21 protein-coding genes and 1 rRNA gene are annotated in these 22,637 nt (G+C 70.6%); 10 read left to right on the forward strand and 12 right to left on the reverse strand.

What is annotated here, in order from left to right; translation table 11 throughout:
* Both rrf and ACF061_RS35960 read left to right on the forward strand, forming a co-directional pair.
* Positions 1 to 92, forward strand: a 5S ribosomal RNA gene (gene rrf, locus ACF061_RS35955); the annotation flags it as partial.
* Between the two features lie 69 nt (positions 93 to 161).
* Entirely contained in the window at positions 162 to 728 is a 567-nt protein-coding gene (locus ACF061_RS35960) for a GNAT family N-acetyltransferase (RefSeq protein ID WP_392271216.1), read from the forward strand.
* Between the two features lie 95 nt (positions 729 to 823).
* On the opposite strand, the gene ACF061_RS35965 is transcribed toward ACF061_RS35960, so the two are convergent.
* The 6 genes from ACF061_RS35965 to ACF061_RS35990 all read right to left on the reverse strand — a co-directional run bounded on the left by ACF061_RS35965 (position 824) and on the right by ACF061_RS35990 (position 8,257).
* The gene (locus ACF061_RS35965) at positions 824 to 2,488 is read right to left on the reverse strand and encodes a type VI secretion protein (RefSeq protein ID WP_392271217.1); all 1,665 of its coding nucleotides are present in this window, start codon (positions 2,486 to 2,488) and stop codon (positions 824 to 826) included.
* Between the two features lie 25 nt (positions 2,489 to 2,513).
* Positions 2,514 to 3,938, reverse strand: a complete 1,425-nt coding sequence (locus tag ACF061_RS35970) for an ATP-binding protein (RefSeq protein WP_392271218.1) — start codon at positions 3,936 to 3,938, stop codon at positions 2,514 to 2,516.
* Between the two features lie 14 nt (positions 3,939 to 3,952).
* Positions 3,953 to 5,512 (reverse strand): SCO6880 family protein, encoded by a 1,560-nt coding sequence (locus tag ACF061_RS35975; RefSeq protein WP_392271219.1) that lies wholly within the window; start codon positions 5,510 to 5,512, stop codon positions 3,953 to 3,955.
* Entirely contained in the window at positions 5,509 to 6,864 is a 1,356-nt protein-coding gene (locus ACF061_RS35980; protein ID WP_392271220.1) for a hypothetical protein, read from the reverse strand. The genes ACF061_RS35975 and ACF061_RS35980 overlap by 4 nt, the downstream gene beginning before the upstream one ends.
* Positions 6,854 to 7,708, reverse strand: coding sequence for a hypothetical protein (locus tag ACF061_RS35985; protein ID WP_392271221.1), 855 nt, complete (start codon positions 7,706 to 7,708; stop codon positions 6,854 to 6,856). The genes ACF061_RS35980 and ACF061_RS35985 overlap by 11 nt, the downstream gene beginning before the upstream one ends.
* A 240-nt stretch (positions 7,709 to 7,948) precedes the next feature.
* Positions 7,949 to 8,257 carry a hypothetical protein gene (locus ACF061_RS35990; protein WP_009189392.1) on the reverse strand — a complete coding sequence of 103 codons (309 nt, stop codon included), beginning with the start codon at positions 8,255 to 8,257 and terminating at the stop codon, positions 7,949 to 7,951.
* A gap of 537 nt (positions 8,258 to 8,794) precedes the next feature.
* Here ACF061_RS35990 and ACF061_RS35995 point away from each other — a divergent pair.
* On the forward strand, positions 8,795 to 9,592 hold the full coding sequence (locus ACF061_RS35995) for a trypsin-like serine peptidase (protein WP_392271222.1): 798 nt from the start codon (positions 8,795 to 8,797) through the stop codon (positions 9,590 to 9,592).
* Between the two features lie 145 nt (positions 9,593 to 9,737).
* Here the strand turns inward: ACF061_RS35995 and ACF061_RS36000 are convergent, their stop codons facing one another.
* Positions 9,738 to 10,211 carry a hypothetical protein gene (locus ACF061_RS36000; RefSeq protein WP_392271223.1) on the reverse strand — a complete coding sequence of 158 codons (474 nt, stop codon included), beginning with the start codon at positions 10,209 to 10,211 and terminating at the stop codon, positions 9,738 to 9,740.
* Between the two features lie 368 nt (positions 10,212 to 10,579).
* Between ACF061_RS36000 and ACF061_RS36005 the strand changes: the two genes are divergently transcribed.
* Complete coding sequence (locus tag ACF061_RS36005) at positions 10,580 to 11,587, forward strand: NlpC/P60 family protein (RefSeq protein ID WP_392271224.1); 1,008 nt, start codon at positions 10,580 to 10,582, stop codon at positions 11,585 to 11,587.
* 252 nt (positions 11,588 to 11,839) lie between these two features.
* Complete coding sequence (locus ACF061_RS36010) at positions 11,840 to 12,544, forward strand: phosphatase PAP2 family protein (protein ID WP_392271225.1); 705 nt, start codon at positions 11,840 to 11,842, stop codon at positions 12,542 to 12,544.
* A 15-nt stretch (positions 12,545 to 12,559) separates the two neighbouring features.
* Here ACF061_RS36010 and ACF061_RS36015 read toward each other — a convergent pair whose 3' ends face one another.
* Complete coding sequence (locus tag ACF061_RS36015; RefSeq protein ID WP_392271226.1) at positions 12,560 to 14,143, reverse strand: FAD-binding oxidoreductase; 1,584 nt, start codon at positions 14,141 to 14,143, stop codon at positions 12,560 to 12,562.
* A 662-nt stretch (positions 14,144 to 14,805) separates the two neighbouring features.
* On the opposite strand from ACF061_RS36015, the gene pstS reads away from it, so the two are divergent.
* The 4 genes from pstS to pstB all read left to right on the forward strand — a co-directional run bounded on the left by pstS (position 14,806) and on the right by pstB (position 18,976).
* Positions 14,806 to 15,933 (forward strand): phosphate ABC transporter substrate-binding protein PstS, encoded by a 1,128-nt coding sequence (pstS, locus tag ACF061_RS36020; protein ID WP_392271227.1) that lies wholly within the window; start codon positions 14,806 to 14,808, stop codon positions 15,931 to 15,933.
* A 103-nt stretch (positions 15,934 to 16,036) separates the two neighbouring features.
* Entirely contained in the window at positions 16,037 to 17,044 is a 1,008-nt protein-coding gene (gene pstC / locus ACF061_RS36025; RefSeq protein ID WP_392271228.1) for a phosphate ABC transporter permease subunit PstC, read from the forward strand.
* Positions 17,041 to 18,093: a phosphate ABC transporter permease PstA gene (gene pstA / locus ACF061_RS36030; RefSeq protein WP_392271229.1), complete on the forward strand. Its 1,053-nt coding sequence runs from the start codon at positions 17,041 to 17,043 to the stop codon at positions 18,091 to 18,093. Before pstC ends, pstA begins: the two co-directional genes overlap by 4 nt.
* A gap of 106 nt (positions 18,094 to 18,199) precedes the next feature.
* Positions 18,200 to 18,976, forward strand: a complete 777-nt coding sequence (pstB, locus tag ACF061_RS36035) for a phosphate ABC transporter ATP-binding protein PstB (RefSeq protein WP_392271230.1) — start codon at positions 18,200 to 18,202, stop codon at positions 18,974 to 18,976.
* 102 nt (positions 18,977 to 19,078) lie between these two features.
* Here pstB and ACF061_RS36040 read toward each other — a convergent pair whose 3' ends face one another.
* Both ACF061_RS36040 and ACF061_RS36045 read right to left on the reverse strand, forming a co-directional pair.
* The gene (locus ACF061_RS36040; RefSeq protein ID WP_392271231.1) at positions 19,079 to 20,077 is read right to left on the reverse strand and encodes an anion permease; all 999 of its coding nucleotides are present in this window, start codon (positions 20,075 to 20,077) and stop codon (positions 19,079 to 19,081) included.
* Between the two features lie 7 nt (positions 20,078 to 20,084).
* On the reverse strand, positions 20,085 to 20,705 hold the full coding sequence (locus tag ACF061_RS36045) for a DUF47 domain-containing protein (RefSeq protein ID WP_026252685.1): 621 nt from the start codon (positions 20,703 to 20,705) through the stop codon (positions 20,085 to 20,087).
* Between the two features lie 205 nt (positions 20,706 to 20,910).
* Between ACF061_RS36045 and ACF061_RS36050 the strand changes: the two genes are divergently transcribed.
* Positions 20,911 to 21,261 carry a metal-sensitive transcriptional regulator gene (locus ACF061_RS36050; RefSeq protein ID WP_392271232.1) on the forward strand — a complete coding sequence of 117 codons (351 nt, stop codon included), beginning with the start codon at positions 20,911 to 20,913 and terminating at the stop codon, positions 21,259 to 21,261.
* 91 nt (positions 21,262 to 21,352) lie between these two features.
* Here the strand turns inward: ACF061_RS36050 and ACF061_RS36055 are convergent, their stop codons facing one another.
* The gene (locus tag ACF061_RS36055) at positions 21,353 to 21,529 is read right to left on the reverse strand and encodes a hypothetical protein (RefSeq protein WP_392271233.1); all 177 of its coding nucleotides are present in this window, start codon (positions 21,527 to 21,529) and stop codon (positions 21,353 to 21,355) included.
* A 263-nt stretch (positions 21,530 to 21,792) separates the two neighbouring features.
* Entirely contained in the window at positions 21,793 to 22,632 is an 840-nt protein-coding gene (locus ACF061_RS36060; RefSeq protein WP_392271234.1) for a hypothetical protein, read from the reverse strand.
* Between the last annotated feature and the right edge of the window lie 5 nt (positions 22,633 to 22,637).

A 22,637-nucleotide genomic window follows, 5' to 3' on the forward strand; every position in this document is an offset into this window, starting at 1 on the left:
CGCCCGGTTACATTCCGAACCCGGAAGCTAAGCCTCACAGCGCCGATGGTACTGCAGGGGGGACCCTGTGGGAGAGTAGGACACCGCCGAACAATTCTTCAGAAGAGGCCCACACCGAAATGGTGTGGGCCTCTTCGTTTTTCCTGCATTACGGTGGCCCCATGAGCAGCCCTGACAGCGACGAGAAGTACCTGGTCCGCGCCATACGAGCTGAGGAATGGCCCGCCGTGAAGGCGTTGCGGCTCCGTGCACTGCGGGACCCGATCGCTCACCTTGCCTTCCTGGAGACGTACGAGGACGCCGCCGCGAAGCCCGATTCGTTCTGGCAGGAACGCGCCGCCAAGGCGTCCACGGGCGAGACCGGCGTGCGGCAGTTCGTCGCCCAGGGCCCCGACGGCGAGTGGGTCGGAAGCGTCACCGTGCTCCTGGAGGAGGCCGGCACGACGGACTGGGCCGGGTTCCCGGTCGAACGCCGCCAGGGGCACCTCGTCGGCGTGTACGTGCGTCCCGAACACCGCGGCTGCGGGCTCACCGAGGTGCTGTTCGACGAGGCCGTGCAATGGGCCTGGGCGATCGGTGTGGAGCGGATACGGCTGATCGTGCACGAGGACAACGGGCGTGCCCAGCGCTTTTACCGCAGGGTCGGCTTCCTGCCGACCGGCCGCACCGTGCCGTTGGCAGGCAAGCCCGGCGAGACCGAGCTGGAGTACGCGCTCGAGCGCCCCTGAGACCCCTGCCCACCGGCGGGAGAGACCCTCGGGGAGGACGCACGGTCCTCGATGAGCCGGTTCCCTCGGGCCCAGGGCGTCGGGTCAGCCCGGCGTCAGACCGGCAGTTCGTCGTGGGGCCAGCGGGCGCGGCCCTGTTCCCGGGAGCGGAGCAGGGCCAGGGTCGGCAGCCCCTGGTCGGCGCCGCGGGCCAGCAGCTCGGGGAGCTGCGGCAACGGGGCCACGGCCGCCACGTCGTCCAGGACGAGGACGAGTGGTGGGTCGAGCCGACCGGAGGATGACCGTTCGGCCATGCGCCGGCCGCGCTCGACCACGCTTGCGGCGAGTGCCGTCAGGAGAGGCATGGCACCCGGGTTGGTGCGGGGATCCTCGATGGATTCGCCGACCAGATAAAGCGTTCCCCCTTCGTTGACGAAGGAATCCAAGGCGAGCGCATCAGTTCGGTTGGGAGTACAGGCTTCACGGATGTTCACCGTGGAGAGCGAGGCCAGGGCACGGCCCGTCAGTTCCTGGGCGATGTCGCGGCGTTCTGGGTGGGCGGTGAGCGCCGCCTCGAGCTCGCCCGCGGAACCCGAGGCGGCCCTGGGGTTCGTACGCAGGGTCCGCACGGCGTCCTGGAGCTGGGTGCCCTGGGACCAGCGGTGGACGTGGCGGATGGTGCGTCCGTCCACGGCCGCGGCGTGCAGGAAACTGCGCAGCAGGGTCTGCGCGGTCTCGGCCACCGCCTGGTCGATCTTCGCGGTCGGACGGACCGGGGCCAGGAGGGCGGCGGCCCGCAGGAGAGCGGTCTGCTTGTCCTCGCAGCCGACCGACGGTGACCAGTGGAGGCGGGCCGGGGTGTCGCACAGGTGCGCGGGGTCGTAGAGGAGGACCGGGCCGAGTTTGGCGCGGGAGTCCTTGGTGTCCAGCCACAGGTCCGGGTTCGACGTGACCACGAGGGCCGGGCCGACCGCGTCGCGGATCGCCTCGGCGGCCGCGGTCCGGCGGGTCTCCCGCGGACCGACGAGGACGCTGGAGAACCGGGCCGCGGCGAACGGCGCGGGTGTCGCCCCGGGCTCCGGCGCCGGCGTCGTGGGTCGCCCCGAAGCCGTGAGCGGCTCGTGCCCGAGTCCCGGCCGGGAGGCGCTGCCGGACCCGGGCTCGGTCTCGGAGGCGGGGGCGGCCATGCGCTGGCCGGGAAGCCCGACCTCCTCAGGGGCCGCGGCAACCTCACGGGGAGCGGGAACCACCTCTGGCTCGGACGGTACCTCATGGGGTTCGGAAGGCGCCTCATGGTGCCGGGGTCCCCGGGGGGCCGGAGCGGGGGCCTCGCGGTCCTCGGGCGTCACGGCGCGCTCCCGTGACCCCGCTCCGCTCCGCTCCCGGGCCGCCGCCTTCTCCGCCCGTCGCCTGAGCCGTCCGGCTCTCCACCGGGTCACCGTGCCGATCACGAACACGGTCAGCACGAACAGCACCATCAACTGGCCGATGAACAGGCCCCAGAACAGTCCGTATCCCGAGAGCCGGTCCGGTGGGGTGCCGGGCCAGGCGCCGGGGACGTCGTGCGGCTCGGTGACGAGGTGGCGCATGGCCAGGGGCGTACGGGCGAAGCTGACACCGGACGGCCAGGAGCCGTGCGAGAGCAGGCCGGCCAGGCCCGTGGCCGTCCACACCAGCACGGTCATGCCGAGCAGGAAGGCGAGGAGCCCGACCAGCAGGCCGTCGGGGATGCCGCCCTGGCCCTGCCGGCCCCCGCCCCGCCCTCCGTCGTCCGCTCTCACCGCTGCGCGCCTCCCTGCACGGCCCTCAGGCCACCGTCGACTCGGAGGAGCCGCCCAGGTCGGGGACGTGCTGCTCCACGAAGGCGGCCGCCCGTGCCTCGGCCTCCAGTTCGGCGGCGCGCAGGGCGTCGTCGGCGAGACGGTCGTGCGAGGACTCGGTCATGGCCCGGTCGGTGAAGACCAGTGGCCGTTCGGTCTCCGTGATCAGGTGTTTGACGACCTGGACGTTGCCGTTGACGTCCCACACCGCGATACCGGGCGTCAGCGTCGGGATGATCTCCACCGCCCACCGGGGCAGGCCCAGCACGCGGCCAGTGGCCCGTGCCTCGTCGGCCTTCTGGGCGTAGATCGTCCTGGTCGACGCCATCTTCAGGATCGCCGCGGCCTCCTTGGCCGCCGCGCCGTCCACCACGTCGGACAGGTGGTGGACGACCGCCACGAAGGACAGACCCAGCCGGCGCCCGAACTTCAGCAGCCGCTGGAACAGCTGCGCGACGAACGGGCTGTTGATGATGTGCCAGGCCTCCTCGACCAGGAAGATGCGCTTCTTGCGGTCGGGGCGGATCCAGGTGTGCTCCAGCCACACGCCGACGATCGCCATGAGGATCGGCATGGCGATGGAGTTGCGGTCGATGTGGGAGAGGTCGAAGACGGTCAGCGGCGCGTCCAGGTCGATGCCGACCGTGGTCGGGCCGTCGAACATGCCGCGCAGGTCACCGTCGACCAGGCGGTCCAGGACCAGGGCGACGTCCAGGCCCCAGGCGCGTACGTCGTCTATGGCGACGTTCATCGCCTCGGCCGACTCCGGCTCCGGGTGGCGCAGCTGCTCGACGATGTCGGACAGGACCGGCTGGCGCTGGACGATCGTCTCGTTGACGAAGGCGTGCGCGACCTTCAGGGCGAAGCCGGAGCGTTCGTCGAGGCCGTGGCCCATCGCGACCTCGATGATGGTCCGCAGCAGCGCCAGCTGGCCCGTGGTCGTGATCGCCGGGTCCAGCGGGTTGAGCCGGATGCCGTGGTTCAGGGCGGCCGTCGGGTCGAGGCGGATGGGAGTTATCCCGAGCTCCTCGGCGATGAGGTTCCATTCGCCCACCCCGTCCTCGCCCTGGGCGTCCAGGACGACGACCTGGCGGTCGCGGAAGCGCAGCTGGCGCAGGACGTACGTCTTCTCCAGCGCCGACTTGCCGTTGCCGGACTCGCCGAGGACCAGCCAGTGCGGGGCGGGCAGCTGCTGGCCGTACAGCTGGAAGGGGTCGTAGATGTAGCCCTTCCCGGAGTAGACCTCGCGGCCGATGATGACGCCCGAGTCGCCGAGGCCGGGCGCGGCGGTGGGCAGGTAGACCGCCTGGGCCTGCCCGGTGGAGGTGCGCACCGGCAGCCGGGTCGTCTCGACCTTCCCGAACAGGAAGGACGTGAAGGCGTCCGTGAGCGCGGTCAGCGGGTCCCGCATCAGAGCATCAGCCCCTACCGTCGGATTCCGGTGGCGAACGGGAGCGTGTTCACGAAGGCGCGGTGGTGCTCACGGTCGCACCACTCGAGTTTCAGGTACGACTTTCCGGCCGACGCCCTTATCGTCCGCTTGTCGCGGGCCAGGGCCTCGGGGGTGCGGGAGGAGACGGTGATGTAGCCGACCAGGTTGACACCGGCCGCGCCGCTGGCGAGGTCCTCGCCGCGCTGGTCGATGCGGTTGTGGGCGGCGACGTCGCGCGGGTCGACGGTGCGGTTCATCTTGGCGGCGCGGCTCGCCTCGGCGACGTCGTTCGTCTTCTCGGTCAGCATGCGCTCGATGGCGACCTCGGTGGGTTCCAGGTCCATCGTGACGGCGACGGTGCGGATGACGTCCGGGGTGTGGACGAGTAGGGGCGCCAGGAAGTTGACGCCGACCGGGGTCATCGGCCACTCCTTGACCCAGGCGGTCGCGTGGCACCAGGGCTCCCGGGTGGCCGACTCGCGGGTCTTGGCCTGAAGGTACGTCGGCTCCATCGCGTCCAGCTCGGCCGGCCAGGCGTTGCGCCTGGTCATCGCCTGGATGTGGTCGATCGGGTGGTCCGGGTCGTACATGGAGTGGACCAGCGAGGCCAGCCGTCCCTGACCGAGCGGCTGCCGCACCCGGATGTCGGCCTCCTGGAGCCGGGAGCAGATGTCGGTCAGCTCGCGGGCCATGACGACCGCGAGACCGGCGTCCCGGTCGAGTTTCCGGCCGGACCGCGGCCGGGCGGCCCGGGCCATGGCGTGCGCCTCGGCGGCCAGTTCGCGGGTGAAGTGCATGCAGGCGACGAGGTAGGCGCGGTGCTGCTCGCTGCTGGTGGACACCATGGACTGCAGTTGGTCGTACGACTGCTGGAGCCAGCCCGGGGAGCGCTCGTCGCCGCGCTGGGCGACGTCCTTGGCGTGGGCGTCCGGGTCGGCGGGCAGGGTGCGGGCGAGCATCTGCAGACGGGTGACGAAGCCGTCGCCGTTGGCCACGTGCTTGAGCAGCGTGCCGAACCGGTCGACCAGGGCCTCCTGGTCCTCGGAGTCGCGCAGGCCGACGCCGGGCCCCTCGATCTCGATGGCGGCGGTGACGGTCTTGCGGTCGGCGTGCAGCAGCACGGCGATCTCGTCGGGGCCGAAGGGAGCGGCGAGCCAGGTGATGCGGCCGATGCCGGGCGGCGGGCCGATCTCGATCTCCCGCCCGTCGATGCGGGTGCCGGCCTCCATCGCGCCGGAACGGTAGGCGGCGTTCCGCTTGACCGTGCGCTTGTAGCTGCGGTTGATCTCGAACCACTTGTAGAAGGTCCGGTGCCGGTAGGGCATGTAGACGGCCGCGAGGGCGAGCAGCGGGAAGCCCGCCAGCAGCACGATGCGCAGGGGCAGCACGGGGACGAGGAGCCCGCACATCATGCCGATGAACGCGCCCACGACGATCAGGGCGATCTCACCGGTCTCGCGGTTGCGGCCGACGATCGCGTTCGGCCGGGCGCGGCCGATCAGATATGTACGGCGGGGCGTGACCGCGTGGGACACGTGGGACTCGGTCGTCAACGCCCTTCACCTCCCGTGCGGTTGGTACTGCTGTTGCGGGTGCTGCTGGCGTGCGGGGTGTTCACCGGGCTGGGCGAGCGGGGGGCGGGGGTGGCGGAGGGGGCTCCGCCGCCGTCCGAGGGGCGCGAGCTGTGCGCCGCGACGCCGCCGGAGGCGGTGTTGGCCGGGCGGGGGGCGGCGGACTGGGCACCGCCGTTGCTGTCGGCCCGGGTGCTGTGGGTCTTGATGCCCTGGGCGACGAGGGTGGCCGGGGAGCTGATGACGGCCGCTGCCTTGCCTTCGGCGCCCTGCATGATGCGGTTGTTGCGGCCGGCCGCGATCTCGTCGCCGAAGCCGGGGACGAACCGGTAGATCATCGCGCTGGCGAAGATGGCGAGCAGGATGATGGCGAGGCCGGAGACCACGGCTCCGAGCGCGTCGGGACCGCCGTCGGTGGTGAGCGCGCTGGCCAGGCCCAGCACGATGACGATCACCGGCTTGACCATGATCACGGCGATCATGACCCCGGCCCAGCGGCGCACGTGGCCCCAGAGGTTCTTGTCGACGAGCCCGGAGTAGACCACGACGCCGAGCAGGGCGCCGACGTACAGCAGGATGGCCCGCAGGAACAGCTCCAGGTAGAGGATGCCCGCGGCGAGGATCGAGACGAGCGAGACGATGATCAGCATGATCGGGCCGCCGCCGATGTCGTTGCCCTTGTCCAGCGCGCCGGCGAAGGTGCCGAAGAACATGCCGGTCTGGTCGCCCGTGCCCTTGGCGAGGACGTCGCTGACGCTGTCGGTCGCGGAGACGACGGTGTAGAGGATCAGCGGGGTGAAGGCGGAGGCGAGCACGGTCAGCCAGAGGAAGCCGACGGCCTCGGAGATCGCGGTGGTCAGCGGCACGCCGCGCACGGCCCGCTTGGCGACGGCCAGCAGCCACAGCAGCAGGGTGAGGATGGCCGACGCCGCGAAGACGATGGCGTACTGCTTGCGGAACTCCGCGTTGGTGAAGTCGACCGTGGCGGTCTCGTGCAGGGCCTTGCTGAGCTGCTTGATCGTCCAGGAGGCGGCGTCGGCACAGCCCTTGGCGAGGGAGGAGAGGGGGTCGAGGGTGGAGGTGGGGTCGGAGGTGGTCGCTCCGCTTCCACTGCTCTCGTTGCCGCGCTCGCAGTACTTCTTGGCTTCGCCGAAGATCAGGTCGCAGTTGTTCTTGCTCGGCGACGGTGACGGCGCTGCCGACCCTGATGGCGAGGGCGTCGAACTGGGTGAGGGAGGCGCGGCGACGGCACGGGTCGCCAGCAGCACGGCCGACGTCTGCACGGCTGCCACGACTCCGGTGAGCCCGAGCGCGCGCTGCTTGCTACCGGGCATACGTGAACCCTCCGTACTCTTCGATGGCCTTGCTGATCTCGTCGGAGGTGGCGGCCCTGTCGTCACCGGGGACCGGGGCGGGGCCGTTCTTCTGCGTGTCAGCGACGATCTTCCAGTCGCTTCCCGCCCACTGGAGATCGAACGTCCAGGTCTTCCAGGACGCGGTGATCGGGTCGGTCGAGCGCTGTCCGGACATGCCGATGAGGCCCACGTACCAGACCGCGATCTGGGTGCCGCTCTTGTCGTACCGCTGGACTGTGGTGCCCATGGGGGTCACGCGGGAGACGAACGTGCTGCCGGACGGCGCCTTGCCGTCGGCGTCCAGCCCCATCTTGCTGAGGAAGCCGGTGGAGTAGGCCTGGTCCATCGGGCCCTGGAGTTTCGCCGCCGCCTCGGAGGTGTACAGGAAGTCCACGATGGTGTGCCGGCTGGTCTTGTTGAACATGTCGGTCGAGCCCAGTGCCACGGCGTAGTTCGCCGCCGCGCTCTGTGCCCCCTGCTGGTCGTGGGCGAAGCCGGAGGGGATGCCGCCGGTCTTCGTCGTCACCGGCCGCTTGCCGGTGGCCGCCGTGGAGGCGCTCCTCGGCTTGGCTCCGTCGCCGTCGGCGGCGTCCGAGCCGCCCTTGCCGCCGCCGCGGTTCGCGAAGGCGATGGCGGCGATGAGGAGGACGACCACGGCGACCACAGTGACCAGGCCGCGCGAGGACGAGCGGGCACCGCGCCGGGCGCCCCCGTACGGGTCGCCGGCCCGGTCGGGGAGTCTCGTGCGGGTCTGTCCGCCGCCGTAGGGATCGTCGTCGGCGCGTGCGGAATCACCGAATCCGTGCTCGTCTCCGAGACTCATGCCCGGTACGCCCCCTCGACCTCGACCTCGTGGCGGTACGCGTGGAAGTACGACGGTAGCCGCGCTGGTTCCCGCGCGGGCGCGGTGTGGTGACTCGACATCAGGGAAACGCAACCTCGGCCGGTGGGCACGGTGGATGGGTGGGGGCAGCGGGGGCACCGGGCGCGTCCGGAGGGGCCGGCCGGCGGCGTGGCCGGAGCACCGTGCGCGGCATGCGCGGGTGTGCGCCGGTCACCCGGTCTACACGGCCATGCCGTACACGATGGTGAACAGCGTGCCGAGGGAGCCGATGATGAACACCCCCGTGAGACCGGCGATGATCAGTCCCTTGCCCTGTTCCGCGCTGAACGTGTCGCGCAGGGCGGTGGCGCCGATCCGCTGCTTGGCGGCTCCCCAGACGGCGATGCCGAGGCAGAGCAGGATGGCCACCGCCATCACCACCTCGATCATCACCTTCGCCTCGTTGCCCAGGCTGCCGAAGGGCCCCCAGTTCGGAGCGATCCCGCCGATGATGGTGTTGATGTCTCCCTTGTCGGCCGCAAAGAGCATGTAAGTCACCGCCCCTGGTGGGTAGTTCCGCGCGCCCCCGCGGGCGCGCGGAGGTCAGGCCTCATTGTCGCCGACGATGATGCCCGCGTATGTCGACTTGGCGCCATTGACTGGCGAGTTTCGTACCTATGGTTACTGTGTGTATCACGGCAGGTCACGCCGGGCAATGAAGTGTGAGCGGAACCTGCCGTGCGGGCCCGTCGTTGACACTTTTCACGTCCGGCAAGGTTTCTGACGGCCAGTCGAGTGAGTGGTCGTCACGATGGTCTCACGTCCGGGGGTCCCCCACGAAGTGGTCCAACTCGCCCGCCCGTGCCGCGGCCGCGGAGGACGGCCCGACTGCCCCGCCGCCGCGTGGGTATCCGTACTGCCGGCCGTCGAGGAGGCGGGACGGCCGTCGGGTCTGCGGAGCCGCGCCGGGGCGGCGGGACGAGGAGGACGATGCGGGGCGAGGCGTGCGATGAACGGGGGTTTCACAGGAAAATCTCAGTGAAGTCGGGGCCCGTTTCTCACCTTCGTGGGTCAGAGTGGGGCGCGATGAAGCGCACCTCAGGCACCCAGAGCCCCGCTCGTCACGGACGCCCGCGCAACCGCGCCCGGAACCAGGCGCTGTTCGTCGGCTTCGTGCTGATCGCCGTGACCTCTGCCTCGGTCGCGGCCGCCGACGACGGCAGCGGTCCTCTCGGGGTGACCGAGATCTCCGCCACCACCCCGCCGGCCGCGAAGGTCGGTGCGCTCTTCGGTGCGGACAAGGCCGACGCCCTGTCCGGGAACCACTTCTGCACCGCCTCGGTCGTGCACAGCCCCGGCCGGAACCTGATCCTCACCGCCGCCCACTGCGTGACCGGCGACAGCGACCTGGTCTTCGCGCCGGGTTACCGCGACGGCAAGGCGCCGTACGGCGTCTGGGCGGTCAGCAAGCGCTTCGTGCCCGGCGGGTGGTCCAAGGACCAGGACGAGGACAGCGACCTGGCGTTCGCCGTGCTCGCCCCGCTGAAGGGCAAGGAGGTCGAGGACGTCGTCGGCGCCAACCGCTTCGCCACGGGGAAGAGGACCGGGGCGACGGCGGTGACCGTCACCGGCTACCCCGACGAGCGCGAGGTGCCGGTCAGCTGCACCAACAGGCCCAGCGCGCACAGCGACACCCAGCAGCGCATCGACTGCCCCGACTTCACCAGCGGCACCAGCGGCAGTCCCTGGATCAACCGTGACCGGCAGGTCGTCGGCGTCCTCGGCGGGCACGAGATGGGCGGCTCCACCCCGGACACCTCCTACAGCGTCGCCTTCGGCGACGAGGCGGCCGAGCTCTACAAGGACGCCGCCTACGAGCCCTGAAGAGCACGGCGCGGGCCGTGGCCGCTGGGCCGGCCGAGGTAGCGGTGAGGGATGCGCTGTCGTTCAGATGCCTCTCACCCTGAGGACGGAGGCGCGGACGCGACCCCATTCGTTTCGCGCCCGTGTACGGACCCTGGAGGCTGGATCATCCACAGTGGGCTGCTAGTGACTCCGCCTGTGCGATCTTGCCGGCGTAATTGATCTGCCCGAATATCGCGATGCACCGTCCCGCGGCCTTGACCGATACCGGACCCGCGTAGTTCGAGTATGTTCCGGCGTCGTTGTCGTAAGTGACTACGGACTGGCACGCGTCCCCCGGTACGGTCGACGCGCAGACATCTATCTCGGCCCTCATGTACTTGGGCGTTCCGTAACCTCCGGCCGAGTTGGCGACCGTGACACCGCAATTCCTGCCCGTGGAGGCGTCGTAGTAAAGGTAGAAGTACCCGAACACGGCACCGCCCGGGTAGGCCTTTGCGTAGTACGTGTCGATCAGGTTACCGGCACATCCGTAACCAGCGGCGTGGGCGGACGGCGTCAGCGCAATGCTGCCGAGTGCCACGACCGAGACGGCGGTGATTCTGGCGATTCTTCTGTATATGCCGGCTGGAATCCCCACACGTGACATCCGTAATCCCCTTCACCTGGGCGTACTGTCCTGAAGCGTGGGCAGCATACATAGATCCTTTTGGATGGCCGAGCCGGTTCGGACGGCTCCTCAATACCTGACCCACAGCGCGCCTGTGTCGCATCCGGCCCACCCTTCGTGCCTCTGCGGAGCCTTCCTGGTGACCGACTCTGCGTGAGGTGTTCCCGGCGGCGCCTTCGGGCGGAACCCGCCGCCTCCGTCCCGCCCGTCGTGGACCGTGTGCGCATGACGGCCGGGGTGGCGCGAACCTGGTGGTCCTCGGTGCGCGGTCCTCTCAAAAAGCGAGCGATGCGGCCCTAAACTGTCGCTCGGCTGGACTCCCCTGCCACGAGAGGTGGTTGACGGTGCGTAAGGCGTGGATCGTGGCGTTCGCCGTCGTGGGGTCAGGGGTTTCCTTCGTGTTGCTGCTGGTCGTCGGCGTGTACGTCGTCGCCGGGAACGTCGCCGGCGGGGTGGGCGCGGGATCCGTCGGGCTCGCCAGAGGAGCGGTGCCGGCCGCGTACCAGACCCTCGTGCAGAGGTGGGGCAACCTCTGTTCCGCACTCAACCCGGCTCTTCTCGCCGCCCAGTTGTACCAGGAGAGCGGGTTCAACCCGAAGGCCAGGTCTCCGGCCGCGGCCGAGGGCATAGCGCAGTTCATCCCCGGCACCTGGGCCACGCACGGTGTCGACGGCAACGGCGACGGCAAGCGCGACGTCTGGGACCCGAATGACGCGATCCCATCGGCCGCCTCCTATGACTGCGAGCTCGCGAAGTACGTGAAGACCGTGCCCGGGAACCCGACGGACAACATGCTCGCCGCGTACAACGCCGGGGCGGACGCGGTCATTAGGTACGGGGGCGTACCGCCGTACGCCGAGACCCGGAACTACGTGAAGACGATCACCACACTGGAGAAGAGCTTCGCCGCGCCCGTCACGCGGGTGGATCCCTCCAAGCAGGCCGCCGTGGCGATCTCCTTCGCGCAGAGCAAGCTGGGCACGCCCTATCTGTGGGGCGGGGAGGGAACCGCCGCGCAGGGGGGACGGTTCGACTGCTCGGGGCTGACCCAGGCGGCGTACGAGACCGCGGGGATCAACCTGCCGCGGGTCGCCAACGACCAGTACAACGCGGGGCCACACCCCAAGCGCGAGGAGTTGCTGCCGGGCGATCTGGTGTTCTTCTCCCCGGATCCGACAAACTCGCGGGCCATCAGGCACGTGGGTATCTACGTCGGCGGCGGGTACATGATCGACGCACCGCGGACCGGGGCCGTGATCCGGTTCGACCCGATCGACACACCGCTCTACTTCGGGGCCACCCGGGTCACCGAAGATGGCGCGAAAGCGCTCCCCGTCTCGGTGTGAACCCGGCGTGAACCCACGCCCTGAGCTGCGGTGACGAGTCTCTCTTCGGTAACGTCTGCGTGATCATTCGGTGGAGCGTGGAACGCATCAATCGGGCTCGTGCGTTCCTGTTGACGTAGCCAAGCCGACGTCGGACGGAGCGCGTGCCGCACTCGCGCGCTCGCAGCGGGAGCGGATCTACGACCACGGGGGTGGCAGGCGCGGCGCACACACCGTGCGCCCGGAACGACACGACGAAGGGGCCGCAGCACCATGGCTGGACTCGCCGAATCCGGGTCGAACCCCGACGTCGACCTGCTCTACGACATCAACGGCCTCGCCAAGGACGCCCCGCACTGGTTCGACAGGGCCGTGGAGTACGTCGGCGAGTACGGGCTGCTGCTCGCCATGGTGCTGCTGGTGGTGTGGTGCTGGTGGTCCGTGCGGCGGCGGGGCGGGGAGAACGCGGCTCCGTCCGTGGCCGCGCTGGTCTGGGCGCCGCTGGCGGCCGGCATCGCCGTGCTGGTGAACGTGCCGATACGGGGCTTCGTGGAGCGGCCCCGGCCCTTCCTCGACCACCAGGGGCTGGACGTGCTGGTCTCCGGCAAGACCGACTACTCCTTCGTGAGCGACCACGCGACGATCACCATGGCGATGGGCGCCGCGCTGTTCGTGGCCGACCGTCGGTTCGGTCTGGCGGGGATCGCCCTGGCGCTGCTCGAGGGGTTCTGCCGGGTGTACATGGGCGTGCACTACCCGACCGACGTGGTGGGCGGGTTCGCGCTCGGGACGGCTGTGGCGCTGTTGCTCTCGCCGCCGGCGATGGCACTGCTCACGCCGGTGGTCAAGGCGGTCGAGCGGACCGGCTGGGGCGCCCGGCTGGTGCGCGGCGGGCGCGGCGCCGCGGCGGGGGCGGTGCTGTCCGAGGCCCGCGGTACGGAGCAGGCCTCGGCACAGGAGCGGGACCTGGCCGCGTGAGACGGCCGAGGGTCCTTACAGCCCCTGCGGGTAGCTGAAGAACCGGTCCGGGTCGTACCGCTGCTTCACCTTGGCCAGGCGGGCCGCCGCGTCGCCGTAGTAGGCCGTGCGCCAGTCGGTCAGGGTCGGGTCGGTGTAGTTCTGGTAGGCCGCCCCGGAGGCGTACGGCCGCATCGCGGTGTGCGTCGCGGTCAGCCAGGACTGGGCGATCGCGCCGGTCGTGCCCGGTGTCCAGGAGACTATGTACTGGGCGAGCATGCGGGATCGGCGGTGGACGAAGGCCGTCGCCGTGGGCGGGACGCGGTTGACCGCGCCGCCGAGCGCGGTGAGCGCGATGCTGCCCGCGCCGCCCCGCACCGAACCCGTCCGGGCGAGCAGGGTCTGGACGCCGGCCGCGGAGATCGAGCGGTCGAAGAAGTCCGAGCGGGCCGCGTACGTCTCACGGCCGAGCCGGCCCTGCGGGGAGCGGCCGGGCGTCGAGCCGGGCAGGTGGCACTGCGGCTCGGTCGGGAAGGACGAGCAGCCCGCGTAGGCCTCCATGGCGCCCTCGTAGGAGTGGCGGCGCAGGGACACGCTCGACGCCCGCGCGCCGATCCCGGCGGCGAGGCGGTCCACCGCGTTCTGCAACTCGCCGTAGGTGCCCAGTGAGAAGGCGGCCACGGAGACCTTCGGTGTGCCGCCCGGGGTGTTCTCCAGGTGCAGGGAGGACCAGATCTCGTCCGGCTGGCCGGGTCCCCACTCCTGCCAGGCCCGCACCACCGCCGCCGCCCGCGCCCACGGCCAGGTGAGGTGGGCCGACACCGCCTGGGGCGCGGGATGGGTGCGGAACCGCAGTTCGGTGACGACGCCGAAGTTGCCGTTGCCGGCGCCGCGCAGCGCCCAGAAGAGGTCCTCGTTCTCCGTGGCGTCGACCGTCAGCTGCTTGCCGTCCGCCGTGACGACGGTGGCCTGGGTGAGGCTGTCGCAGGTCAGGCCGTAGGCGCGGGAGACCACGCCGTGGCCGCCACCGAGGACCAGACCGGAGACGCCCACCGTCGGACAGGAGCCGGCGGGTATCGTCACGCCCTTCGCGGCCAGCGCGCGGTAGACGTCGATCAGTTTCGCCCCGGCGCCGACCACCGCCGAGGTGCCGCTCGCCCTGACCTGGTCGAGCCGCGAGACGTCGATGACCAGCCGGCCGTCGCCGGAGGACCAGCCCGCGTAGGAGTGGCCGCCGTTGCGGACCGCCACGCGCAGCCGGTGGGCGCGGGCGTAGGCCAGTGCCGTGCGGATGTCGCCGGTGTGGGCGACATAGGCGACGGCGGCCGGTCTCAGGCCGTCGAAGCGGGTGTTGTAGAGCTGACTGGCCGTCGTCCACCGGCTGTCGCCGGGACGCAGCAGGGTGCCGTCCAGGGCACGGGCGAGGGCGGTCCAGTTCGAGGCCGTGCGCGCGGCGCCGGAGGTGCGCAGCGCCGTGCCGGCGGACCCGGACGCCGGTGAAGCGCCCGCGCCGGACGCTCCGTTCGCGCCTTCGCCGCCGCCCGGGCCGCCCTCGCACGCGGCCGTGGCGACCGCGGCGAGTGCCGCCGTACCGCTCGAGATGAACGCCCGCCGTTCCATGGTCGCGCCTCCTTCGGCTCCTGTGGACCGAGACGACCGCCGGGCCCGGCGGGTTCCCGGGACGGCCGCCGAAGGGGCGCGAGTGCGCCGGGTGGGGCGGGACGGCGGTCGGCCGAGGCCGGGTTGCCGGGCGGTCCGGTGGCGGGGGGGGCGCCACCGGGTGGGGCCGATTGGTGGTGGGCCGGAGCCGGGTTGTCGGCGGTCCGGTGGCGGAGGGTGCCACCGGGTGGGGCCGATTGGTGGTGGGCCGGAGCCGGGTTGTCGGCGGTCCGGTGGCGGAGGGTGCCACCGGATGAGGTCGAACGGCGGTCGGCCGAGGCCGGGTTGTCGGCGGTCCGGTGGCGGGGGCACCACCGGGTGGGGCGGGACGGCGGACGGTCGGGGCCCGGTTCCGGGTGGTCCGGCACCGGAGGGCACCACCGGGTGGGAGGCGGCAGCGCCCGGCTCCGGGACCTGCACGTGTTCTCCCCGTGAGCATTCCGTGACCTCACCGCGCCGACGGCAGGGGTTCACCCCTCGTTCACTTCCGGCCATCGGCGGCTTCACCTGTTCTGCCTAATTTCGGCCTTACCCGGTGCTGATGCGCATGTCGGCGCATCGGTGTCGACCACTCTTCGCACGCCGCCGGTCAGGACGGCGGCTCCTGGAAGGAACTCCCTTAAGTGAAGCTTCAGCGCAAGAACCGGCGGGCACTCGCTCTCGGCGCTCTCGCCGTCTCCGGCGCCCTGGCCCTCACGGCGTGCGGCTCCGACGACACGGGCGGCAAGGACGACGCCGGCGGCGGCAGCAGCACCGCGGCCTCCAACAGCTCCATCAAGTGCGACGGAGCCAAGGGCCAGCTGCTCGCGGACGGCTCCTCCGCGCAGAAGAACGCGATCGACGCCTGGGTGAAGGAGTTCAGCCGGGCCTGCGGCGTGCAGATCAACTACAAGGGCGGCGGCTCCGGCGCCGGCGTCACGGCGTTCGGCCAGGGCCAGGTGGCCTTCGCCGGCTCCGACTCCGCGCTGAAGCCGGAGGACGTGGCGGCCTCCAAGAAGGTGTGCAGCGGCGGCCAGGGCATCGACCTGCCGATGGTGGGCGGCCCGATCGCGGTCGGCTACAACGTCCCGGGCGTCGACAACCTGGTCCTGGACGCCCCGACCCTGGCCAAGATCTTCGACGACAAGATCAAGACCTGGGACGCCCCGGAGATCAAGAAGCTGAACCCCGACGCCAAGCTGCCCAGCCTGAAGATCCAGGCCTTCCACCGCTCGGACGAGTCCGGCACCACGGACAACTTCACCAAGTACCTCAAGGCCGCCGCCCCGAACGACTGGAAGTACTCCGGCGGCAAGGCCTGGCAGGCCAAGGGCGGCCAGGCCGCCCCGCAGTCCTCCGGCGTGGCCCAGCAGGTCAAGCAGACCAACGGCGCCGTCGGTTACTTCGAGCTGTCGTACGCCAAGGACATGTCCACGGTCGCCATCGACACGGGCGCCTCGGCCCCGGTCAAGGCCACCGTCGAGAACGCCACCAAGGCCATCGCGGACGCCCAGGTCGTCGGCACCGGCAGCGACCTGTCGCTGAAGCTGAACTACGCCACCAAGGCCGACGGCGCCTACCCGATGGTCCTGGTCACGTACGAGATCGCCTGCGACAAGGGCAACAAGGCCGACACCCTGCCCGCCACCAAGGCGTTCCTGCGCTACATCGCCAGTGAGGACGGCCAGAAGATCCTCACCGAGAAGGACTACGCGCCGATCCCCGACGCGATCATCAGCAAGGTCCGCACCACCATCGAGGGCCTGAGCTGATCCGCGTGCGGTCCGGCCCCCAAAACGGGGCCGGGCCGCACCGTCCGGTGCACCGCCGCCAGGAGCCGTACGCCGTGTACGGCTCCGCAGACCGGAGAACCCGATGGACATATCCACACAGCAAACAGACGCCGTCGCGCCTCCCGCCCCGTCGGGCCCGGCCGAGCGCAAGCGCGCCGCCCGCGGCGCCACCCGCCCCGGAGACCGGGTCTTCGTCGGCCTCACCCGCGGGTCGGGCATCCTGCTCCTGGTGATCATGGCCGCCATCGCGGTCTTCCTCACCTACCGCGCGTCCCTGGCCATCAGCAAGGACCACGGCAACTTCCTCACCACCTTCGAGTGGAACACCAGCCTGGTGCCGCCGACCTTCGGTATCGCCGTGCTGGTCTACGGCACGGTCGTCTCCTCGGTCATCGCCATGGTCATCGCGGTCCCGGTCGCGGTCGCCATCGCGCTCTTCATCACCCACTACGCCCCGCGCCGGCTGAGCGGCCCGATCGCCTACATGATCGACCTGCTCGCCGCCGTACCGTCCATCGTGTACGGCCTGTGGGGCGCGCTGGTCCTCGGCCCGCACCTGGAGGGCCTGTTCGGCTGGCTGGACAAGTACCTCGGCTGGACCGGGATCTTCTCCTGGGAGGGCGGCGCGCCGCGCTCGATGCTCACCGTCGGCATCCTGCTGGCGATCATGATCCTGCCGATCATCACCAACGTCAGCCGCGAGGTCTTCCGCCAGGTCCCGCGGATGCACGAGGAGGCGGCCCTGGCCCTCGGCGCCACGCGCTGGGAGGTCATCCGCATGTCGGTGCTGCCCTTCGGCCGCTCCGGCGTGATCTCCGCCTCGATGCTCGGCCTCGGCCGCGCCCTGGGCGAGACGATGGCCGTCGCCACCGTGCTCTCCCCGACCTTCGAACTCAAGGCCAGCCTGCTCGACCCGGGCGGCGGCACCTTCGCCCAGAACATCGCCAGCAAGTTCAGCGAGGCGACGGAGTTCGGCCGGGACGCGCTGATCGCCTCCGGTCTGGTCCTGTTCGTCATCACCCTGCTGGTCAACGGCGCGGCGCGGCTGATCATCGCCCGCCGCAAGGAGTACTCGGGGGCCAACGCATGAGCACCGCCGCAGTTTCCGACGAGCGGACCAGCAGCCTGCGCGGCGCCAGTCTGCCGAGGTGGACGCCGTGGGCGATCGCCGCCGGCTCGCTCGCCGTCGCGATCGCCGTCGGTCTGGCCGGCGGTCTGGACAGCCACGTCCAGTGGGGGCTGATCGCCGCCGTCCTCTTCGTCCTCGGCACGTACGCCGTCGCCGCGCGCGTCGAGGGCCGCCGGCAGGCCAAGGACCGGGTCATGACCAGCCTGGTCTGGGTCGCCTTCCTGCTCGCCGTGGTGCCGCTGGTCTCCCTGGTCTGGACGACCGTCAGGCGCGGCGTGAAGGTCCTGGACGTCTACTTCCTCACCCACTCGATGGGCGTGGTCGCCGACACCGAGCCCGGCGGCGGCATCTACCACGCCATCCTCGGCAGCCTGGAGCAGGTCGGCCTGGCCACCCTGATCGGTGCGCCGGTCGGAGTGCTCACCGCGATCTACCTGGTCGAGTACGGGCGGGGCGCCCTGGCCCGGGCCGTGACCTTCTTCGTCGACGTGATGACCGGCATCCCGTCGATCGTCGCCGGTCTGTTCATCCTCAGCCTGATGCTGATGACCAAGACGCAGCCGTTCGGCTTCGCCGGTTCGCTGGCCCTGGCCATCCTGATGATGCCGGTCGTGGTCCGCTCCACCGAGGAGATGCTCAAGCTCGTGCCGAACGAGCTGCGGGAGGCGTCCCTCGCCCTGGGCGTGCCGAAGTGGCGCACGATCCTGAAGGTGGTCCTGCCGACCTCGCTCGGCGGCATCACCACCGGCATCGTGCTGGCCATCGCCCGTATCGCCGGCGAGACCGCGCCGGTGCTGCTGCTGGTCTTCGGCAACCCGTTCATCAACACGAACCCCTTCGAGGGGGCGCAGTCCTCGCTGCCGCTGTACATCTACCAGCAGTACGCGAACAGCGCGGGCTACGGAGCGGCGTACGACCGCGCCTGGGCGGCCTCGCTCACCCTGATCGCCTTCGTGATGATCCTCAACCTGGCGGCCCGCGGCATCGCCCGCTGGAAGGCCCCGCGCTAACAATCCGCGGCTCCGCCGCGCGGCCGGTCGCCGACGCCTTCGGCTCGAGGCCACCGCCGCGCGGGGCCCGACGGCGACCCCCGGACTTTTTGGAAGTGAAGTAGTCATGGCCAAGCGAATCGACGTGAGCGGGCTCACCGCCTACTACGGCTCCCACAGGGCGATCGAGGACATCTCGATGACGGTCGAGCCGCGTTCGGTGACGGCGTTCATCGGGCCGTCCGGCTGCGGCAAGTCGACGTTCCTGCGCACCCTGAACCGGATGCACGAGGTCACCCCCGGCGGCCGGGTCGAGGGCAAGGTGATGCTCGACTCCGAGGACCTCTACGGCGCCGGGATCGACCCGGTCTCGGTCCGCCGCGAGGTGGGCATGGTGTTCCAGCGGCCCAACCCCTTCCCCACCATGTCGATCTTCGACAACGTGGCGGCGGGGCTGCGGCTGAACGGCAAGTACCGCAAGAGCGAGCTGAACGACATCGTCGAGAAGTCGCTCAAGGGCGCCAACCTCTGGAACGAGGTCAAGGACCGCCTGAACAAGCCCGGCTCGGGCCTGTCCGGCGGCCAGCAGCAGCGGCTGTGCATCGCCCGCGCCATCGCGGTCGAGCCGAAGGTGCTGCTCATGGACGAGCCCTGCTCCGCGCTCGACCCGATCTCGACCCTCGCCATCGAGGACCTGATCGGCGAGCTGAAGGAGCGCTTCACGATCGTCATCGTGACGCACAACATGCAGCAGGCCGCCCGGGTCTCGGACCGTACGGCCTTCTTCAACCTGGCGGCCGTCGGCCAGCCGGGCCGGCTGATCGAGATCGACGACACCGAGCGGATCTTCTCCAACCCGTCCGTCCAGGCCACCGAGGACTACATCTCCGGCCGCTTCGGCTGATCACGGACCCCTCATGGTGCTGCATGGCGGTGCCACCGTGAGGATGCGGAAGGGCCCGCCCCTGGCTCCCGGGGGCGGGCCCGTACGCGTGGTGCGGCGGTCCTACAGGAACGCCAGGTCGATCAGCCAGAAGGCGACGGCCGACACGATCGCCGCGGCCGGCATGGTGATGAACCAGCCGAGGACGATGTTCTTCGCCACGCCCCAGCGGACCGCGTTGACCCGCTTGGTCGCGCCCACACCCATGATCGCCGAGGTGATCACATGGGTGGTGGAGATCGGGGCCTTGAACAGGAACGCCGTGCCGAACATGATCGACGCGCCGGTCGCCTCGGCCGCGAAGCCCTGCGGCGGGTCCAGCTCGATGATCTTGCGGCCCAGGGTGCGCATGATGCGCCAGCCGCCCGCGTAGGTGCCCAGCGACAGCATCAGCGCGGAGACCAGCTTCACCCACACCGGGATCGGGTCGCCGTAGGTCTCGACGCCGCCGATGACCAGGGCCATCACCACGACGCCCATGGTCTTCTGCGCGTCCTGGAGGCCGTGTCCCAGCGCCATGCCGGCCGCCGAGACGGTCTGGGCTATGCGGAAGCCGCGCTTGGCCTTGTGCGGGTTGGTCCGGCGGAAGATCCACATGATCGCGGTCATCACCAGGTAGCCGACGATCAGGCCGACCACCGGCGACAGGAACATCGGGGTGACGACCTTGTCCAGCACGCCTGACCAGTGCACCGCCGTGCCGCCCGCCAGCGCGGCGCCGACCAGGCCGCCGAACAGCGCGTGCGAGGAGGACGAGGGCAGTCCGAAGTACCAGGTGATCAGGTTCCAGACGATGGCGCCGAGCAGCGCGGAGAAGAGGATGCCCATCCCCTGGCTGCCGGTGGGGGTGTCGATCAGGCCTTCGCTGACCGTCTTGGCGATGCCGCTGCCGAGGAAGGCGCCGGCGAGGTTCATCACCGCCGCCATCGCCAGCGCGGCCCGCGGGGTGAGCGCGCGGGTCGACACCGAGGTGGCGATGGCGTTGGCCGAGTCGTGGAAGCCGTTGGTGTACGCGAAACCGAGCGCGACGAGGATGGTCAGTACAAGAGCGAAGGTGTCCATGGACGCCTCAGGACTCCTTGACCGCGATGGTCTCCACCGTGTTCGCCACGTGCTCGAAGGCGTCCGCCGCCTCCTCCAGTACGTCGACGATCTGCTTGAGCTTCAGCACCTCGATCGCGTCGTACTTGCCGTTGAACAGGTGGGCCAGGAGCTTGCGGTGGATCTGGTCCGCCTGGTTCTCCAGACGGTTCACCTCGATCCAGTACTCGGTGAGGTTGTCCATGGTCCGCAGGTGCGGCATGGCCTCCGCCGTGAGCTCCGCCGCCCGCGCCAGCACCTCGATCTGCTGCTCGACGCCCTTGGGAAGTTCCTCGACGTTGTAGAGGACGACCAGGTCGACGGCCTCCTCCATGAAGTCCATGATGTCGTCCAGGGACGACGCGAGGGAGTAGATGTCCTCGCGGTCGAAGGGCGTGATGAACGAGGAGTTCAGCTGGTGGAAGATCGCGTGCGTGGCGTCGTCACCTGCGTGTTCCGCGGCCCGCATACGCTCTGCGATCTCGGCCCGGGCGGAAGCGTCCGCCCCGAGCAGTTCCATCAGGAGTTTCGAGCCGGTGACGATGTTGTCCGCGGACGCGGCGAACATGTCGTAGAAGCTCGTCTCCCTGGGGGTCAGACGAAAGCGCACGTGGGGTCCTCGGGGTGCTTCGGTTTCGGTCAGGGTGATGCTAAGCGCATCATCCGGCCACGGCTAAGGGGCCGTCCCCAGTGTCGCCCATCGGGCAGAGTGTTCGGCACGGGGGCGGGCCAAGGGTCCTGTACCCCGGGAAATTAGGTAGGATATACCGGGCAGGGGTATGTCTGCCTGATTCTGTCCCGAGCGGGAGGACGCGATGACGACCACCGAGGCCGGCGCGACGGCGGTGCCCTGCGCGGGCGAAGAGGCCGGACAGGAACACGCCACCTACGGCTACCACAAGCAGAAGGACGAGCACCTCAAGCGGCTGCGCCGGATCGAGGGGCAGATCCGTGGCCTGCAGCGGATGGTGGACGAGGACACCTACTGCATCGACATACTCACGCAGGTGTCCGCCTCCACCAAGGCCCTGCAGTCCTTCGCGCTCCAGCTCCTGGAGGAGCACCTGCGGCACTGCGTCGCCGACGCGGCCGTCAAGGGCGGCGCCGAGGCCGACGCGAAGGTGGAGGAGGCCACCAAGGCGATCGGCCGGCTGCTGCGCACCTGACGCGTGACCGAATGCCGCTCCCGCGGCGCGGACGGTCACGTGACCTTCATGACGTTTGTGACGAATCAGACTTACGCGACGGGCGCCGGGTTCACCGGCCGGTGCCGTCGCGGCGTTCCTCGGTCACTCTCAGTACCTCGTCGATGCTCTCCAGGCTGAGCCGCTCCCGGGCCGCCGAGGCCGCGATGATCAGTTCCCCGCACAGTTCGATCTCGGCGAGGGCCACGTGGTCCTGTACTGCCGTACCGCCGGCCGGAGCCACGCGCATCACCTCTTCTCTGCCGTCACCGGCTTCCTAGTGCTGCGACCGCCAGTGGCCTGCCGTGAGGTCCGCGGCGTCCGGTGCGGTGCGTCGCGAGGCGGAGCATCGCCCGCGTACCGGATGTACTCGGGTGATGCGGCAACGCGGCGCGGGGGCGCCCCCGGCCGAAGGACGGGGAGTGCCGTGCCGGGCGTCGCGAACCGGTGGACCGTTCCGGTCGCAGCACTAGAGTAGGGAGCGGTGTGCGTGCCGCGCATGGCACGGAAGGGCTAGTTCGCCTCGGCGATCCGGCCGGTGTAGATGTCCGCGGCGCGCGGCAGGGTCACGGTGACCGGAGTGCCGAAGGCGTACAGCAGTGTCGTGGAGTCGACCGACACGGTGTCGCGGTGGCGGCCGTTGACGAAGGCGAAGCTCTGCCTCAGCTTGCGGATGCGGCCCTGGTCGTCGAGGTAGGCGTCGAACGGGACGTCCGGCGTGGCGAACCCTTTCGCCGCCGCCCGCAGCGCCGCCTCGTCGGCCGCCGACGCGCCGCGCGCCGCGAGCGCGAGGTCCGCGGTGCCCCGGAAGTGCCGCACCGCCACCCCCGCCACCCGGGTCCGGCCCACGTACGTCGCCCTGCGCGTGCCGCGCAGCACCTCGGCGGCGGTGAACGGGTCGGTGGCGCCGCCGGTGACCAGGTTGCCGTCGGAGAGGGTGGCCGTCGCCACCCGCACCCACTTGTCCGCGGGCACGCCCGCTCCCCGGTTCTTCATGAACAGCGCCCCCGGGGCGAGGAGTTCGACGATGGGCACGTGCTCGGCGGCGCCGGTCGGGTCCTGCGGCAGCACCACCGTGAGCTGTCCGAGCTGCCGGCGGAAGTCGTAGGCGCCCTCGCCGCGGATCGTCACCCGGGTCCCGCCCGTGGCCATCTCCATCGCCGTACGGGCCTCGGAACTGCCCGCCGCGAGCAGCGCCTCGGGGGCCTGCCGCAGGGCCTGCACCGGATCGGTGGCGGCCCGGGCGTCCTCGGAGGCGGCGCCCTCGCCCGCGCACCCCGAGGCACACGCGCAGAGCAGGAGTCCCGCCGCGAGTACCGCTCCGTCCCTCTGCCGCCGCTGCCGCTTGGCCATCGCCT

The organism is Streptomyces sp. NPDC015220, assembly GCF_043079345.1.
GTDB lineage: Bacteria > Actinomycetota > Actinomycetes > Streptomycetales > Streptomycetaceae > Streptomyces.

Excerpts from the sequence above, each read along its gene's own strand:
- ACF061_RS35960 (WP_392271216.1), top strand. The coding sequence starts at position 162 with ATGAGCAGCCCTGACAGCGACGAGAAGTACCTGGTCCGCGCCATACGA.
- ACF061_RS35970 (WP_392271218.1), bottom strand. The coding sequence starts at position 3,938 with ATGCGGGACCCGCTGACCGCGCTCACGGACGCCTTCACGTCCTTCCTG.
- ACF061_RS35980 (WP_392271220.1), bottom strand. The coding sequence starts at position 6,864 with ATGCCCGGTAGCAAGCAGCGCGCGCTCGGGCTCACCGGAGTCGTGGCA.
- ACF061_RS35985 (WP_392271221.1), bottom strand. The coding sequence starts at position 7,708 with ATGAGTCTCGGAGACGAGCACGGATTCGGTGATTCCGCACGCGCCGAC.
- ACF061_RS35990 (WP_009189392.1), bottom strand. The coding sequence starts at position 8,257 with ATGCTCTTTGCGGCCGACAAGGGAGACATCAACACCATCATCGGCGGG.
- ACF061_RS35995 (WP_392271222.1), top strand. The coding sequence starts at position 8,795 with ATGAAGCGCACCTCAGGCACCCAGAGCCCCGCTCGTCACGGACGCCCG.
- ACF061_RS36010 (WP_392271225.1), top strand. The coding sequence starts at position 11,840 with ATGGCTGGACTCGCCGAATCCGGGTCGAACCCCGACGTCGACCTGCTC.
- ACF061_RS36015 (WP_392271226.1), bottom strand. The coding sequence starts at position 14,143 with ATGGAACGGCGGGCGTTCATCTCGAGCGGTACGGCGGCACTCGCCGCG.
- pstC (WP_392271228.1), top strand. The coding sequence starts at position 16,037 with ATGGACATATCCACACAGCAAACAGACGCCGTCGCGCCTCCCGCCCCG.
- pstA (WP_392271229.1), top strand. The coding sequence starts at position 17,041 with ATGAGCACCGCCGCAGTTTCCGACGAGCGGACCAGCAGCCTGCGCGGC.
- pstB (WP_392271230.1), top strand. The coding sequence starts at position 18,200 with ATGGCCAAGCGAATCGACGTGAGCGGGCTCACCGCCTACTACGGCTCC.
- ACF061_RS36040 (WP_392271231.1), bottom strand. The coding sequence starts at position 20,077 with ATGGACACCTTCGCTCTTGTACTGACCATCCTCGTCGCGCTCGGTTTC.
- ACF061_RS36050 (WP_392271232.1), top strand. The coding sequence starts at position 20,911 with ATGACGACCACCGAGGCCGGCGCGACGGCGGTGCCCTGCGCGGGCGAA.
- ACF061_RS36055 (WP_392271233.1), bottom strand. The coding sequence starts at position 21,529 with ATGCGCGTGGCTCCGGCCGGCGGTACGGCAGTACAGGACCACGTGGCC.
- ACF061_RS36060 (WP_392271234.1), bottom strand. The coding sequence starts at position 22,632 with ATGGCCAAGCGGCAGCGGCGGCAGAGGGACGGAGCGGTACTCGCGGCG.